Source organism: Streptomyces sp. NPDC059743, assembly GCF_042732975.1.
GTDB lineage: Bacteria > Actinomycetota > Actinomycetes > Streptomycetales > Streptomycetaceae > Streptomyces.
Genome location: NZ_JBHWGS010000008.1, coordinates 345,365 through 358,974, shown reverse-complemented (window position 1 = coordinate 358,974; position 13,610 = coordinate 345,365). Strand labels below are relative to the sequence as shown.

The following is a 13,610-nucleotide window of genomic DNA, read 5'->3' as shown; positions in this document are numbered from 1 at the left end:
CCGTGGGGGCGGGGGGCGGTGCCGGGGGCCTAGTTGGGGGGGGGGGGGGGGGGGGCCGGGCCCCTGCGGTACGTGGGGGCCCCATCCGCCCGCTGACCGAGGCGCTGATGCCGCTGTCCCGGGGCGGTGAGCCGCTGGACGAGGCGGCGCTCGGCCCGTACCGGGCGGTGCTCGGCCGGCTCATCCCGGACTGGCGCGGCGATGCCCAGCCGGACCAGAGCTCGATGGTGGTGCTCGGCGAGGCGGTGCTGCGGCTGCTCGTGGCCGTCGGCCGGGACAGCGGCAGCGTGCTGATCCTGGAGGATCTCCATGACGCCGACACCGAGACGCTGGCCGTCGTGGAGTATCTGATCGACAATCTGGAGCAGTTGCCGGTCGTGCTGCTGGCCACCGTCCGGGCCGAGCCGAGTGACGCGCTGGGGCTCGCCAACTCGGCGGAGCGGCGCGGGACCGGGACCTTACTCCGGCTGCCGCCGCTGTCCAGACCCGATGTCACCCGGCTGATCGCCTCCTGCCTGGACACCACTCCCGAGCATGTGCCCGCCGATGTGCTGGAGTTGGTCTGGCGGGACAGCGCGGGCAATCCCTTTCTCGTCGAGGAGCTGCTCCAAGGAATCATCGGCGACGGTTCGCTGGTACGGGACGGCGACGACTGGCGGCTGACCGGCGATCTGCGTCGTACCGTACCGAGCGCCCTGGTCCAGGGCGTCATCCACCGTACGGACCGGCTGGGCACCGAGGGACGGATGCTGATGTCCGCCGCGGCCGTACTGGGCCGGCGCTTCCCGCTCTCGGTGCTCCAGCGGATGACCGGCACCGACGACCGGAGTCTGCTCAGCCACCTCCACGCGGGCGTGGCCGCGCAGTTGGTCGTACCGGACGAGCCCGCGCCCGACTGGTACGCGTTCCGCCATCCGCTGACCGCCGAGGCTCTGCTGACGCAGCTCACGCCCATCGCCCGGGCCGGTCTCTGCGAGCGCGCGGCGGACGCGGTCGAAACGCTGCACCCGGGCCTTGAGGGCGACTGGTGCCCGCTGGTCGCGTCGCTGCGCTCGGACGCCGGGGACGCGCTGCGGGCAGGGCGGCTCTTCGCCGAGGCGGGACGCCGCGCGCTCGCGGACGGCGCGGTCGGCTCCGCGGTGGCGCTGCTCGACCGGGCCGAACGGCTGCTGGCCACGGGCCCTGACACACTGGCCCGCGCGGAGGCGCTGGAGGCACTGCTGCCCGCGCTGGCCGAGACCGGCGATGTGGAGCGCGCGCTGAGCCTCGCGGACAGTCTGCGGGAACTGGTCGGCGGCGGGCTCGGCGCGCCCAGGCTCGCGGCCCTGCACACCAGGCTGGCGCAGGTCGCGCATGTGGCGGGCCGCTGGGCCGACGGCAACGACCAGATCGCCAGGGCCCGTTCGCTCCTCGGCCCGGAGCCGGACGAGGTGTACGCCGCGCAGATCGATGTGGTGGCGGCGCATCTCACTCTCGACACACCGGGACCGAACCGTACACAGCGCGCGGGAAAGCTGGTCAGCCGGGCGATCGACGCGGCGGAGCGGCACGATCTGCCGCTGGTCGCCTGCCAGGCCTGGGAGCTGCTCGGAGTACTGGCCAGGGAGCGGGATCTGAGCGAGGCGTCGGCCTGTCTCCAGCAGGTTCTGGAGACGGCCGACCGGCACGGTCTGCCGCTCCAGCGGATGTACGCGCTCACCCGTCTCGGCGGTATCCACTGGCTGGCCGCGGGCGACACCAGGACGCTGGCCGAGGCCCGGGAGGAGGCCCAGCGGCTCGGCGCTGTCCCGGTCGTCTACTCGATCGACGGGATCCTCGTCCTGAACAGGGTGCTGCTCGGCGAATTCGCCGGAGCCCGGGAGCTGAGCGAGGAGTGCCTGACCATGGCGACCCGGCTCCGGCTGACACCGGTGGCCCGCTATGTGCTGATGGCCAGGGCGGCGAGCGCCGCGCACCAGGGCGACCGCGCGGCGATGGACCGGACCGTGGCCGAGTTCCGGCGTATGGGCGGCACCGGCTCCCAGGAGGAACCGCTGCTCCTCGGTCTCGCCGGGGTCTTCTGCGCGCTGCTGGAGGAGGACCGGCCCCGGGCGGTCCGGGAGCTGGACGAGGTACGCGTACTGACGGCGGAGAATCCGACCACCTTCCATCTGGACGGCCGCCATGGCGTCGGGCTGCTGCTGGACGTACTGGCCGGGACGGCGGGCCGGGAGCGGTTCCGCGAGGTCGCGGGCGCCTCGGCCGCGCAGATGCGGTGGAACCGTCATTTCGTCCTGCTCGCCGATGCCGTGCTCCTCGGCCGGGAGGGCAAGCCCTCGGCGGCGACGGAGGCCGCCCATGAGGCACATGACACCGCCGCCGCCCATCCCACCGCGCGCCATCTCGGGCACCGTCTGGTCGCGGAGGCGGCCCACGCCGACGGCTGGGGCGAGCCGGAGGCCTGGCTGCGCGAGGCGGAGCACCACTTCCAGCAGGCCTCGATACCTGCGGTCGCGGGCGCCTGCCGCGCGCTGCTGCGCGGGATCGGCGCGCCGGTCCGCCAGCACCGTGTCGGCAGCAACCGGATCCCGGCTTCGCTGCGTACCCGGGGTGTCACGGTCAGGGAGTACGAGGTCTTCCAGCTCTTGGCGGAGCGGCTGAGCAACAAGGCCATCGCGACCCGTCTCTACATCTCGCCGCGCACGGTCGAGAAGCACATCGCCAGCCTGATCACCAAGACCGACCAGCCGAACCGCTCGGCGCTCTGCGAGCTGTCGGCGTCGCAGTAGCCCACGGGATCACCGCCCTGGGCCCGACCCGTGGCGACGCTCCCGCTCGTCCCTCTCCTGTACATCCCTCCTCCCCTGTACGTCCCTTTCGGGCGCCGTCCAGCTGGCGAGCAGCCGGAGGGCCTGCTCGGAGGGTGAGCCGGGTTCCGCGGTATGGAGGCCGAGCGTCTGCTCGGGGTCGCCGGCGGGTGTGAGGGCCTCGTACTCCAGGTCGAGATCGCCGACCACGGGATGGTGGTAGCGCTTGCTGCCATGGGTGCGGCGGAGGACGTCGTGGTCGGCCCACCAGCGGCGGAAGTCCTCGTCACCGAGCGAGAGTTCACCGATCAGCTCGGCGAGGAGCGGATCGTCGGGATGGCGTCCGGCGTACAGATGCAGGGAGGCGACGGTGCCCCGGGCGGAGGACTCCCAGTCGGTGTAGAGCTCGCGGGCGGACTCGTCGAGGAAGATGTAGCGGACCATGTTCCGCTCCCGGTGCGGCAGCGCGTCGAAGTCGGTGAACAGGGCCCGCGCCAGCCGGTTGGTGGCCAGGACGTCCATACGGCGGCCGAGGACCATGGCCGGAGAGTCACCGACGGTCTCCAGCACCCGGTACAGCCCGGGCCGTACCCGCTGCGGCGCCATCGGCCGACGACGCGCGCGGCTGCGCCTGGCCACGGCGAAGAGATGACCACGCTCCGTCTCATCCAGCCGCAGCGCCCGAGCGACGGCGTCAAGCACACTCTCGGAAACACTCGCCGTACGTCCACGCTCCAGACGTACGTAGTAGTCGACGCTCACCCCGGCAAGCCGAGCAACCTCCTCACGCCGCAACCCAGGCACCCGCCGAACCCCACCCTGCGGAGACAGCCCGACCTCCTCAGGCGTGATCCTGGCCCGCCGCGAGCGCAGAAACTCCCGCAATTCCGCATTGCCCCCACCCTCGGAGGAGCCGGTCGGGCCGGAGGCACCGGTGGAGAAGTCACTCATACCCCCAGGCTAGGCCGCCACCGGACGGTGGTCAGCGCCCCAGAGGGGTACCACTGGACCCCCGCTCGGCCGATGCCCGGGATGTGCAGACGGGCGTGGTAGACACACGGCATGGCCGCGTTCATGGCGTTCTTCGATGGCTCGACCACCACCTGGAGGGCCAGCTCGGCCGTCGTGACTTCCGCGATCACGGATCTTTGGGCAGAGGTCGAAACCGACCCGACGCGGCGAAGTGAGGCATGTGCCTTCAGCTGGAGCTTCTGCACGAATGAAGGTCCCGGTGAGGTGTTCCTGCCAGAGGATGAAACGGGCCTCTACTTGGATGCGGCCCTGGCGGATTCTGCCCAGCTCGCTTGCTTGCTGCGCCGGTTGATGCCAGATGCTGTCGACCTGGTGTTCTGTGATGAGGGCTACAACTTCGATGTCCGAGTAGGACCGGGCGCCACCGCGGCGGAGCTCATCGCGGAGGTGGACGCCCAGCTCTGAGCGGCGACGCCCCCATCACCCGAGCCGAACCCAGGGGCCTGTCTTCCCACGACTACTCGGGGTCGTCGCGCTGTTCGTACTCAATCGCTTTGAAGCACTCTTCGTGTACGGGCATGTACCGGCCGGGACCGGAAGGAGCGTCCCAGTACACCCTGCGTTGGGGTTCCTCCGGTTCCACGGGCCAGTGGCACGCGTAGCAGCGCGGAGTCTCGTCATGAAAGGTGATGCGTGGGCGTGGATCACGGGACAAGGGGGTAGTCGTCGCTTTCTTGGTAGAAGTGGCACTGCTTGAAGTCCGCAAAGGCTTTCGCGAGAGATCCCCCGGGACGGGCTTGCCGGTCACAGCCGCCGCCCCAGAAAGCCGACTTCGTGACGGCGCTGCGCGGTGTCCTGCTGGATGAGGGGCCGGAGCTGCGCCATGGCCGCGCTGTCCGGTTCGTCAGCGCGCGAGTGTTCCCGCGTGTGGTCCTCCATGCCCGTGGGGCGCGAGCACATCGGACAGCAGCACAAAGGCGGCGTAGCCACTTCGTGGCAGCCAGTCCAGGTCCAGCAGCCCTCACCCGGTCCCCGGCCCCCAGTCCCGACCATGACGGCCCGCCTGCGTCGCTCATCACCCATGGAGGAGACCGTCCTCTGGCCCCTGGCGAAGCGACAGCTCAGCCCATACCGTCTTGCCGTGCCCGCGCCGGTACCACCAGCCCCACTGATCCGACAGCGCCTCGACGATCCCGAGCCCCCGCCCGTTCACTTCCCCCGGCCCAGGTTCCCACTGGTCAGGCCATTTGGGCGATGCATCGCGCACCTCGACGCGGAGCCCGCACGGACGCGAAACGTAACGCGTCTCGACGCCAGCACCCTCCCCGCAGCCGTGTTCTACAGCATTGGTCAGCAACTCCGAGAGGACGAGTACGGCGTACTCCTCCAGCTCCGAAAGCCCCCATCCAGCAAGTGTCTTGCGCAGTTCCTCGCGGGCCATCCAGACGCAGCGCGGATGCCCATCGAGATCCTTCTCAGGTTGGCGCTCCGCCGATTCGAATAGGCGTTGAAGCAGGGGCTCAGCGAGACGGGCGGCACATGTCCACAGGCCGCCTCCGTCGTCACCCCTTTGCCAGATACCGTTTCTCATGTCGTTGCTCCTCCACCGAGCTCCGGCCAAGCCCCGGGCCGCCATTCACGCGGTCGCGGGGTCCTTTCGTTTGCCACGGTTCCGGGCTGACCGACTCGTGCACAGCGGCCCCATGTAGGACCGCTGTAGGCCACACTGGACGTATGCACGGTGAGAGCCTGGCCCACATGATCCGGCGACTCCGTATCGCCAAGCGCTGGAGCCAACAGCGCTTGGCCGTTGAGATATGCCGCGCTGTCGGTATGCCGGTGGATTCCCTCACCCGCGGCGATATCTACCGGTACGAGAAGGGGAAGCGGACGCCCCGCGATTGGCTACCTGCGCTCGCTCTTGCTCTCGGTGTGCCGCTCGAAGAGTTCGAAGCAGCATTGGCCACGCAGTCCGTCGCTCCGCAGACGGTTGACGACTTCCTGCCCGAAGGGGAACCACTCGCTCCCCTGAAAACAAAGCAGGGCAGGCGCGTGGGCATGGGGGACGTAGAAGGTCTGGCTGGTCGCATTCACGGCCTACGGCTTGCAGACGATGTTCTGGCAGGAGGAGACCTGATCGGCCCTGCATTACGAGAACTGCGTTCCGCAGTGAAGCTCTATCGAGAAGGCAGCCACACCGAGGAAATCGGCAACTCCTTGCTTTGCCAGATCGGCGAACTCGCACAGATTGCAGGGTTCATTGCTGCGGACGCCGGCCGCCAAGACGAGGCGCAGCGCATCTATCAACTAGGTTTAAGCGCGGCCAAGCAAGCCAACGCTGAAACGCTGGTTGGCAACCTGGCGGGCAGTCTGGCCTACATGTGGAGCAACAACGGCGAGGCCGTGAAGGCTGTACAGCTTGCTACCGCAGGACTGGCTGATGACGCACCACCAAAGGCCCGCGCCTTGGCACTGGATCGGTTGGCATGGGCTCACACTCAAGCCCATGAGCCCCAGCCAGCAATGCGTGCGCTTGCACAGGCAAGAGAAGCCCTGGACGAGAGTGATGGGGAGGAATCGCCGCCGTACCTGTATTGGGTGTCACACGACGAGTTGACGGTCATGGAATCTCGGGTCTACACCGAACTGCACAAACCGCTACGCGCCGCGCCAATCCTGCAAAGGGTGCTCAGCCGGTACGACGTCACACGAACACGTGAACTTGCGCTCTATTCCTCGTGGTTGGCAATTGCGTACGCAGATGCCAACGAGCCCGAAGAATCAGCAGCGACAGCAGCACGAGTGATCGCCATGTCAGGCGACATCGCTTCTGAGCGCATCACTGAACGTATTCAGACAGTAGTTGAACGGCTCCAAGAGTTTGCCTCAGTACCAGAGGTGCGAGAAGTCTTGGAGGCAGTCGCCTGATACTCCAGCTGTAGATCGTGATCTTGCTGGTCGAGGCCGGTGCGGAGACGGGTGCGGCCACCGTTGATCATCGTGAGTTGTGTGGACTTACGAAGAGACGGTAGCCGCAGGTCACAGCATGGATCCCGTCCGTTGGCGGAAGGCGTTCGAGGTGGCCATGGGCCGGATCGCGGGTCGGTTCGCGCGGGTCGAACCCCGCCTGCGGGCTGGGCGGTTGGTGCTTGGTCTGCTGTCTGACCTGCCGCGCAAGAACTGCTGGTGGACAGCGACCTGGGAGTTCTCGATCCGCCCGGCAGTGCCGGTGTACTGGCGCTGGACCCCGACGGTGTGGGTGCCTTTCTTCATGTCGCCGGTCTCGCCGACGACTGGCACCGCGACCTCGTCGTGGAGGTGCTCGACGCCGTCGCAACGGCACCACCGGTGAACTCGCCTACTACCGCTGTCACTCCACCATGTCGGCATCCCTGGCCACCCTGATCAAGGTGGCAGGTTCCAGATGTCGGGTGGAGGAAACCTTCCAAAGTGAGAAGGGGCCGACCGGACTGGATGAGTACCAGGTCCGCCGTTACCCTTCTGGGCCCGCTGGGTCACCCTCGCGATGCCGGCCCATGCCTTCCTCGCCGTCGTCCGCGCCGACGAACACGCACACCGCCCCACGCCGGACAACCTGATCCCGCTGACCTGCAACAAGATCCAGCACCTGTTCATCAGTGTTGTTGTCCGGCCCGTTCATGGCCCGGCCCACCGGCTCAGCTGGTCCGCCTGGCGGCGCAGCCACCAGGCGCGGTCACGAGCCATCCACTACCGAAGACAAGTGTGACTGAGCACTTCCGCCGGCCACTCCGAGCACCGAAGTTGGTCACCCCGAGCCAAAAGCCGAGGGGTTCATCGGTCGCTGGGAGTAGGTCCTGCGCCTCAGGCGCGCTTCGCGCCTGCTTGGCTAGGGTCGGTCCTCATGGAGACCACGGGAATCGTTCATCGCCGGACGGCGGAGCGTATGCGCGACGCTCTGGAGCGGCTCGATACCGAGCGGGATGTATGGGTGTCGACGGCTCACCCAGATCACGGGCCGCACCAGGTGCCGCTGTGGTTCTTGTGGGATGGGCGAGCGGTGTGGATGTGCACCAGCGCCACTTCCGTGACTGCGCGGAACGTCCGCGAAGAGCCGCGCGTGCGCCTGGCGCTGCCGGACACCTTCGACGTGGTGCTCCTCCAGGGCGAGGCGGAGTGCTTCCCGGACCAAGAGGTGCCCGGAGGCGCAGCGGAGGCGTTCGCCGACAAGTTCGGGTGGGATCCACGCGTGGAAGAGGGTTCCTTTCTGTATGTACGAGTGGTCCCGAAGACTCTGCGCGCTTGGCGCGGCGAGCCGGAACTACGAGGGAGAGTCATCATGCGCGACGGAATGTGGCTGGAATAACAACCGTCCCTCGCCGACACGCCTCTCTCGGATCATGATCTACCGCTGGAGTACCAATTAGGTCCTGCGTCCCACCAGGCGGACATGTGTGGCCTGTCGAGTGACATCGGTCAGTCGATAACCGTCCGGGATCGCTATGGTTCGGCCCGAATCCGTGTCGGGTGACCATGAGCATGACGTTTTCGGAAGATAGGCGATTACTTGATCCACCATTCCTGCTGAAGTGATCGGAGAAAGCTCATCGATCACACCGGACAGCAAAATGGATCGCGACCCCGTGTCGCCGAGCGTTCGAACCATCTCAGCGGAATTTCCGCCCAGCGGTCCAAAGGGGAGCTTGAATACATCACTGCCGTGACTGTCCGGTCTCCCTTCTTCGACACCATCTTGGCCAATCACCAGATCATGTGATTCTCGAAGCGCATTCAATTCTTCACACGCGACTCCTGGCGTGAGATGAGGGCTGGGGCTTCCATCCGGCCCTGCTTCATAGATCCATGTAATGAAGGGTCGGCCATCTTTCAGAGAAGCTTTCCAAGGGCCCAGAACCAGAAGCGCCTCATCTTCAAGGAAGCCTTGCTCAACTTCTACCCCAGCTTTTCGCAGGAGTGCCGCCCCGCCCGCACCGCGCGACGTCGGATCCATGACAGCAATGAGCACTCTGGCTACATTCGCGTTGATCAGGGCCTCACGGCATGGCGGCGTGCGTCCATAGTGGTTGCATGGTTCCAGTGTTACAACGACTGTTCCGCCCTCCGCCCGTTTGCCGGCAGCGGTAAGGGCATTGACCTCTGCGTGTGGCTCGCCTTTGCGTAGGTGATATCCCTCGCCAACCGTTCGTCCGTCACCGTCGAGGATTACGCAGCCAACAGGCGGATTCGGGCTGGTCGACCCCAGTCCCTGAGCGGAAATTGCGATAGCGCGACGCATGGCCGCCGTCTCAGACGCATTCATCACGAGAAATCCGTCTCTTCTCTCATGGCGTCAAACAATTGAGACACCGCCTGCGATGTGTGGACTTCTCCCAGCGCGTTCACTGCGGACACCGTCTCATGCATCGTACGCAGCGCCCCTGAACTGCGCGCAATGCTCAGTGCGGAGGCGGCTTGCGCTGCCGCCGAGTCGTATTCCCGTATTCCCGCATATGCGAGTGCCAGCCGGGCTTGCGCAAGACCTCGGTCTCGCTGGTAGGCATCGGGGAGTTCGTTCAGTGCGGTTTCAAAAACCGGAACGGCGAGATCGGGTCGATCCAGGGTGAGCCAGCAATTGGCGCGCTGGATCTCGATGTAGCTTGCTGTGCAGAAATCGCCATGCCCCGTGCGAGCGTCACCTTTGGTATCCGGCGAGGCTGCAAACTCGTGAGCTTCGTCCAGACGCTTATGGCAGGAAACTTCATCCGCGTCCAACGCGTACCCACGTGCTTCCTGCTGCATGGCGGCTGCTCGCATGGGCGAGGTAAGAACGGACTCGTTTCGTTGGGCGGCCTGAGCGAGGCTCACAGCCTGCGCCGCGTTCTTCCTCGTGGTGGCCTGCTGGCTTCTGCGGAAAAGTGTCCATGCGACCATGGTCTGGTCGCCGGACTCATTCGCCCATTCCATGGCCCGGCTCGTCCACTCCGCCGCTCTCTGCATGTCCGAGGAGTCTTCATGCAGCCATGCGGCAGACTCGGCGTATTGAGCCGCGAGTCTCAGCAGTTCAGCACGTTGCGCTCCCCTGGCGTATTCCAGAAGTGATTCGAGGATGGACAACTGCTGGTGAACTGAAGCAAGCGCGTGGCGCGGACCGAAAAGATTGTCGGCCTGGACAAGTGTGTGCCACATTTCCTGGAGATGAGCTGTTGCCGCCTCGATTCGGGACGCGTCGAGCTTCGGCAACAATACGGAGCCCGGTTTGGATTCATGGCTGAGTGCGGAAACTTGCGCCACGTCCGTTGTTTGCAGGGCGGCGCCAATCGCACCAGCGACCAGGGTTCGCCGACTGATAGGCACGACCTGTTTCCTCCCCTCAATCCATACCGAGACCAAGAGCACGTCAGGAAGGGCGTGTGCGAAGCTGCTCTCTGCAATATCCAGATGCGCCGCATAAGCTGACTCTTGGCTTGGTCCAGAGTAAGCCGGTGATTCGGATGGGTGGTTTTCTTCCGGGGAACCCTTCTCCCAGGGCCGTTCAGGCACGTCCAGCATTCGCCCAGGAATGCCGAATCCATCGCAAATACGTTCGATAACACCCTGCCCGCGAACTCCTCGGACGCCTCGGATGATGTCGCTTACTCGTGAACTGGTCATCTTGCCGATAGCGGCTGCCATGGCCGCGTGGCTGGAGCCTGTCCGTCTGTTGACGAGACGGAAGATCTCTCGAAAGTCCCGAGTGGCACAGGCTGCCCGCATGGCCTCGCTCTGCAGCAGTGCATCCGGAATGGTCAGCGGATAGCCGCTGCGTCGTGTCTCGCGTTCGTCCATGGGCCACCTAGCAGGAACGGAAGTGACGTGGCCCAGAGTATCCCCGGCCTACTGGGCGAGGATCCCCGAAGTCCCTTGCGGGGTTCCCCGTTTACCGTTCCGGCAGTTCCCCGTCGCCCTGAAGCTTGTAGGGCAGCACACATCGTGCTCAGCAAGTACCCCCGCGACCGCGCGAACGGCCCGGGGGGCGTGGTCAACGCCGCGAAGGAGCGCCGACATGCGCAAGCCTATCCGCCAACCAGCCGCCCTCTTACTGTCCGAAAGCGAAGACCTCCCGTTCATGTCGGGTATCAAGTTCCCCCCATGCGAGTGCCCGTTGGGAGAGAACTGTCCCGAACGAGCCGAGTCACCGGCGGACCACGCGTGGGCCGATGACAGGTCACACAGCCCCACCATGGAGCGACTTCGGCCCCAACTGGAGAAGGAAAACCACAGGGCCCGCAGGGAGCAGTCGGAGTGACCGACAATCTCGCCCCGGTGGCTTCAGAAGCTGGACGACGCCGAGTTTTTCGAGCGGATCCGCAGCGCTGCTACGCGTGCCACTGGCCCGTGGAACCGGAGGAACCCCACCGCAAGGTGTACTGGGACGCTCCCTCCGGTCCCGGCTGGGACGCGTACGTACACGAAGACTGCTTCAAAGCGATGGAGCACGAACAGCATGAACAACACGAGTAGTCAGTGGGAGACAGGCCCGGTTGAGTACTCAGTACGTGGGTCGGGGCTACGAGAGGTACTCGCCGGGCAGCGCGGCCTGTCACCAGCCTCGGCGGTAGTGGGGGGTTGTGCGGGGCAGGGGTGGGGCGTAGTCGTTGCGTAGGCGGGTTACCAGGTTTCGGCGGAGGTCTCGGTCCTCGTCCGTTTCGACGGACATGTCCAGTTGGACGATGTCCACGCCGGCGGCCCGGAGCCAGCCGATGCGTTCTGCCACGCTCTGTGGTGAGCCGACGAAGGCGCCGGCGAGTGAGCGGCGGACGTAGGCGGTCAGCTGTTCTGTGCCTCGGGCGGGATCCGCACGGCCGCGTTCGCGGTCCCGGTCCAGTTGGACCGCGCGGTGCCAGCGGGCGCTGTCCGGGCCTGTAGCCAGCCGGATGGCGTCCCGGCCGAGGGATCGTGCCCGTTCCACCGCCTCCTCGTCCGTCGTGGCCAGCACCAGGGTGATGTGACGCCAGATCCGCAAGGTCCGGCCGTGCGCTGCCGCCGCCGCTCGCGCCTCGGCGATCCGCCTGCGGGTCACGGACAGCGGGCCGGGAGCGACCGCGTACACCTCGGCGAACCGCGCGGCGAGTTCCACGCCCTCGGGCGACGAGCCGCCGAAGGACAGCAGTTCGGCGCGCGGTCGCGGCCAGAGGCCGGATCCGCCGTTCCGTACCGAGTAGAACTCGCCCTCGAAGTCGAATCTCTGACGCTCCGTCAGAGTCCTGGTGAACAGCTCCAGATACTCGCCCGCCCGCCGGTAGCGCTCCTTCTTCCCCAGGCCGTCGCCGTCCCTGGCGACATCCGCGTCGCTGGAACCGACGATCACATGGGCCGAGGCCCGCCCGCCGGAGAGCCGGTCCAGCGTGGCGAGCGCCCGGGCCGCGACGGTGGGAGCCGTCGTACCGGCCCGGTGCGCCACGGCTATACGTAATCTGCTGGTGGCCGCCAGCGCCCAGGCGGCCACCAGCCAGGGATCGGGCCAGGAGCTCGACTGGGTCACCAGAGCGCTGTCGAGTCCGTCCTCCTCGTTCTCCCGCGCGGTACGCGCCACATGGTCCGGATCGGCGTCGCGCTCCGGCGGATCCGGTGCGAAGCGCAGCGCCTGCCGCTCACGCGGCGTACCGCCCAGGATCGGCGCGGCCCTGACACCGCCCCGCAGATCGAGTTCCATACGCACTCCTCAACCGTCTCGTCGGCGGATCGCAAGCACCCGGGCCCGGGCCCAGGCCCGGCCCCGGGCCCGGAACGCCCCGCAGTCAGTGGCCCAGCGGCCCCAGGCGGGCCAGTGTGTCCAGTAGCCGCGCCCTGCTCACGAATACTTCCGGCGGCAGCGACACATAGAGCTGGATCGTCGTCACGCCCGGCCGGCTGTAGCGCAGGATGCGCTCGCGGCACTCCTCGGGCGATCCGCTGATGAACAGCCCGTCGACCACCTCGTCCGGGAGCGCCTTCTGCGCCGCCTCCGGGTCTCCCGCCGCCCATGCCTCGTGCGACGCGCGCAGCAGTTCGCCGTGGCCCAGCCATTCGTGGAACTTCCGGTACGGCTCACGGTTGAGGATCCAGGCGAGGAACGGCCGGGTCGCGCGGTGCGCGTAGTCGGTGTCCTCGGTGGGACAAACGAACACCTTCACCACCAGCTCCTTGCCGGGCGGCTGCGGGCCGACCGCGTCCAGCACCTTCGGGACGTCCTCCGGGAAGAGCAGATTGGAGATGGCTCCGTCGCCCTCGGTGAATCCCAGCCGCAGCATGCCGGGCCTGAGCGCCCCGAGGATCACCTTCACCGGTTCCGCCGGCGGATGCGGCAGCCGGTAGCCGGTGATGGAGAAGGTGTCGAAGTCCCCGGCGATGTACTCCCCGCGCAGCGCCCTGGTGACAAACCGCAGGACGTCCCTGGTGCGTTTGAACGGTTCGTCGAACGGGATGCCGTTGATGTCGGTGACATGGGCGGGCACCGAGGCACCGAGCCCCAACAGCAGTCGGCCCGGAGCGAGTTGGGCCAGCGTCGCGGCGGTCTGTGCCAGGACGGCCGGCCCACGGGTGTGCACCGGTACGATCCCCGTCGCGATCCGCAGGGACGGCGACCACGCGGCGGTCGCCGCCAGCGGAGTGAACGCGTCGGTGCCACCGCCCTCCGCGCTCCACACATCCGTGTAGCCGAGGTCGGGCAGCCGCTCCACCAGGAAGCGGTGCCGGTCGATGGTCAGTCCCGGCAGTGGCAGTGTGATGCCCCACTTGGCCGGCGGAGTCACAACGGGATGGTGGTGCGGTGGCTGCTCGGCGGTCATGGAACCGGCCGTCCTTTCGTGCCGTACGGGAGGTTACGTGCGGTGCCGTACGAGGGTTGTACGAGGG

General features: G+C 67.0%; 10 protein-coding genes and 2 pseudogenes. 5 read left to right on the top strand and 7 right to left on the bottom strand.

The window, feature by feature from the left end; genetic code table 11:
* Positions 1 to 107: 107 nt before the first annotated feature.
* Entirely contained in the window at positions 108 to 2,768 is a 2,661-nt protein-coding gene (locus ACFV6H_RS17535; protein ID WP_385542538.1) for a helix-turn-helix transcriptional regulator, read from the top strand.
* Between the two features lie 9 nt (positions 2,769 to 2,777).
* Here ACFV6H_RS17535 and ACFV6H_RS17530 read toward each other — a convergent pair whose 3' ends face one another.
* Complete coding sequence (locus tag ACFV6H_RS17530; protein ID WP_385542535.1) at positions 2,778 to 3,737, bottom strand: helix-turn-helix transcriptional regulator; 960 nt, start codon at positions 3,735 to 3,737, stop codon at positions 2,778 to 2,780.
* A gap of 111 nt (positions 3,738 to 3,848) precedes the next feature.
* On the opposite strand from ACFV6H_RS17530, the gene ACFV6H_RS17525 reads away from it, so the two are divergent.
* The gene (locus tag ACFV6H_RS17525; RefSeq protein ID WP_385542532.1) at positions 3,849 to 4,223 is read left to right on the top strand and encodes a hypothetical protein; all 375 of its coding nucleotides are present in this window, start codon (positions 3,849 to 3,851) and stop codon (positions 4,221 to 4,223) included.
* 610 nt (positions 4,224 to 4,833) lie between these two features.
* Here ACFV6H_RS17525 and ACFV6H_RS17520 read toward each other — a convergent pair.
* Positions 4,834 to 5,349, bottom strand: coding sequence for an ATP-binding protein (locus ACFV6H_RS17520; protein ID WP_385542529.1), 516 nt, complete (start codon positions 5,347 to 5,349; stop codon positions 4,834 to 4,836).
* 143 nt (positions 5,350 to 5,492) lie between these two features.
* On the opposite strand from ACFV6H_RS17520, the gene ACFV6H_RS17515 reads away from it, so the two are divergent.
* Complete coding sequence (locus tag ACFV6H_RS17515; RefSeq protein ID WP_385542526.1) at positions 5,493 to 6,686, top strand: helix-turn-helix transcriptional regulator; 1,194 nt, start codon at positions 5,493 to 5,495, stop codon at positions 6,684 to 6,686.
* 261 nt (positions 6,687 to 6,947) lie between these two features.
* Here ACFV6H_RS17515 and ACFV6H_RS17510 read toward each other — a convergent pair.
* Positions 6,948 to 7,079: pseudogene (locus ACFV6H_RS17510) on the bottom strand (transposase); the annotation flags it as partial.
* Between ACFV6H_RS17510 and ACFV6H_RS17505 the strand changes: the two are divergent.
* Together ACFV6H_RS17505 and ACFV6H_RS17500 are read left to right on the top strand one after the other, a co-directional pair.
* Positions 7,058 to 7,506 (top strand): annotated as a pseudogene (locus tag ACFV6H_RS17505) (IS701 family transposase); the annotation flags it as partial. The pseudogenes ACFV6H_RS17510 and ACFV6H_RS17505 overlap by 22 nt on opposite strands.
* 135 nt (positions 7,507 to 7,641) lie before the next feature.
* Positions 7,642 to 8,103 (top strand): pyridoxamine 5'-phosphate oxidase family protein, encoded by a 462-nt coding sequence (locus ACFV6H_RS17500; protein ID WP_385542523.1) that lies wholly within the window; start codon positions 7,642 to 7,644, stop codon positions 8,101 to 8,103.
* Between the two features lie 57 nt (positions 8,104 to 8,160).
* Here ACFV6H_RS17500 and ribD read toward each other — a convergent pair whose 3' ends face one another.
* From ribD to ACFV6H_RS17480, 4 genes are all read right to left on the bottom strand, one after another.
* A complete protein-coding gene (gene ribD, locus ACFV6H_RS17495; RefSeq protein ID WP_385542588.1) occupies positions 8,161 to 9,033 on the bottom strand; it encodes a bifunctional diaminohydroxyphosphoribosylaminopyrimidine deaminase/5-amino-6-(5-phosphoribosylamino)uracil reductase RibD in 873 nt (290 codons plus the stop codon).
* A 23-nt stretch (positions 9,034 to 9,056) separates the two neighbouring features.
* Complete coding sequence (locus ACFV6H_RS17490; protein ID WP_385542520.1) at positions 9,057 to 10,562, bottom strand: hypothetical protein; 1,506 nt, start codon at positions 10,560 to 10,562, stop codon at positions 9,057 to 9,059.
* Positions 10,563 to 11,316: 754 nt separating this feature from the next.
* The gene (locus ACFV6H_RS17485; RefSeq protein ID WP_385542517.1) at positions 11,317 to 12,429 is read right to left on the bottom strand and encodes an LLM class flavin-dependent oxidoreductase; all 1,113 of its coding nucleotides are present in this window, start codon (positions 12,427 to 12,429) and stop codon (positions 11,317 to 11,319) included.
* A gap of 85 nt (positions 12,430 to 12,514) precedes the next feature.
* A complete protein-coding gene (locus ACFV6H_RS17480; RefSeq protein WP_384978329.1) occupies positions 12,515 to 13,543 on the bottom strand; it encodes an LLM class F420-dependent oxidoreductase in 1,029 nt (342 codons plus the stop codon).
* Between the last annotated feature and the right edge of the window lie 67 nt (positions 13,544 to 13,610).

Coding starts and splice junctions, on each gene's coding strand:
- ACFV6H_RS17500 (WP_385542523.1), top strand. CDS start 7,642: ATGGAGACCACGGGAATCGTTCATCGCCGGACGGCGGAGCGTATGCGC.
- ACFV6H_RS17535 (WP_385542538.1), top strand. CDS start 108: ATGCCGCTGTCCCGGGGCGGTGAGCCGCTGGACGAGGCGGCGCTCGGC.
- ribD (WP_385542588.1), bottom strand. CDS start 9,033: ATGCGTCGCGCTATCGCAATTTCCGCTCAGGGACTGGGGTCGACCAGC.
- ACFV6H_RS17525 (WP_385542532.1), top strand. CDS start 3,849: ATGGCCGCGTTCATGGCGTTCTTCGATGGCTCGACCACCACCTGGAGG.
- ACFV6H_RS17515 (WP_385542526.1), top strand. CDS start 5,493: ATGCACGGTGAGAGCCTGGCCCACATGATCCGGCGACTCCGTATCGCC.
- ACFV6H_RS17490 (WP_385542520.1), bottom strand. CDS start 10,562: ATGGACGAACGCGAGACACGACGCAGCGGCTATCCGCTGACCATTCCG.
- ACFV6H_RS17485 (WP_385542517.1), bottom strand. CDS start 12,429: ATGGAACTCGATCTGCGGGGCGGTGTCAGGGCCGCGCCGATCCTGGGC.
- ACFV6H_RS17530 (WP_385542535.1), bottom strand. CDS start 3,737: ATGAGTGACTTCTCCACCGGTGCCTCCGGCCCGACCGGCTCCTCCGAG.
- ACFV6H_RS17520 (WP_385542529.1), bottom strand. CDS start 5,349: ATGAGAAACGGTATCTGGCAAAGGGGTGACGACGGAGGCGGCCTGTGG.
- ACFV6H_RS17480 (WP_384978329.1), bottom strand. CDS start 13,543: ATGACCGCCGAGCAGCCACCGCACCACCATCCCGTTGTGACTCCGCCG.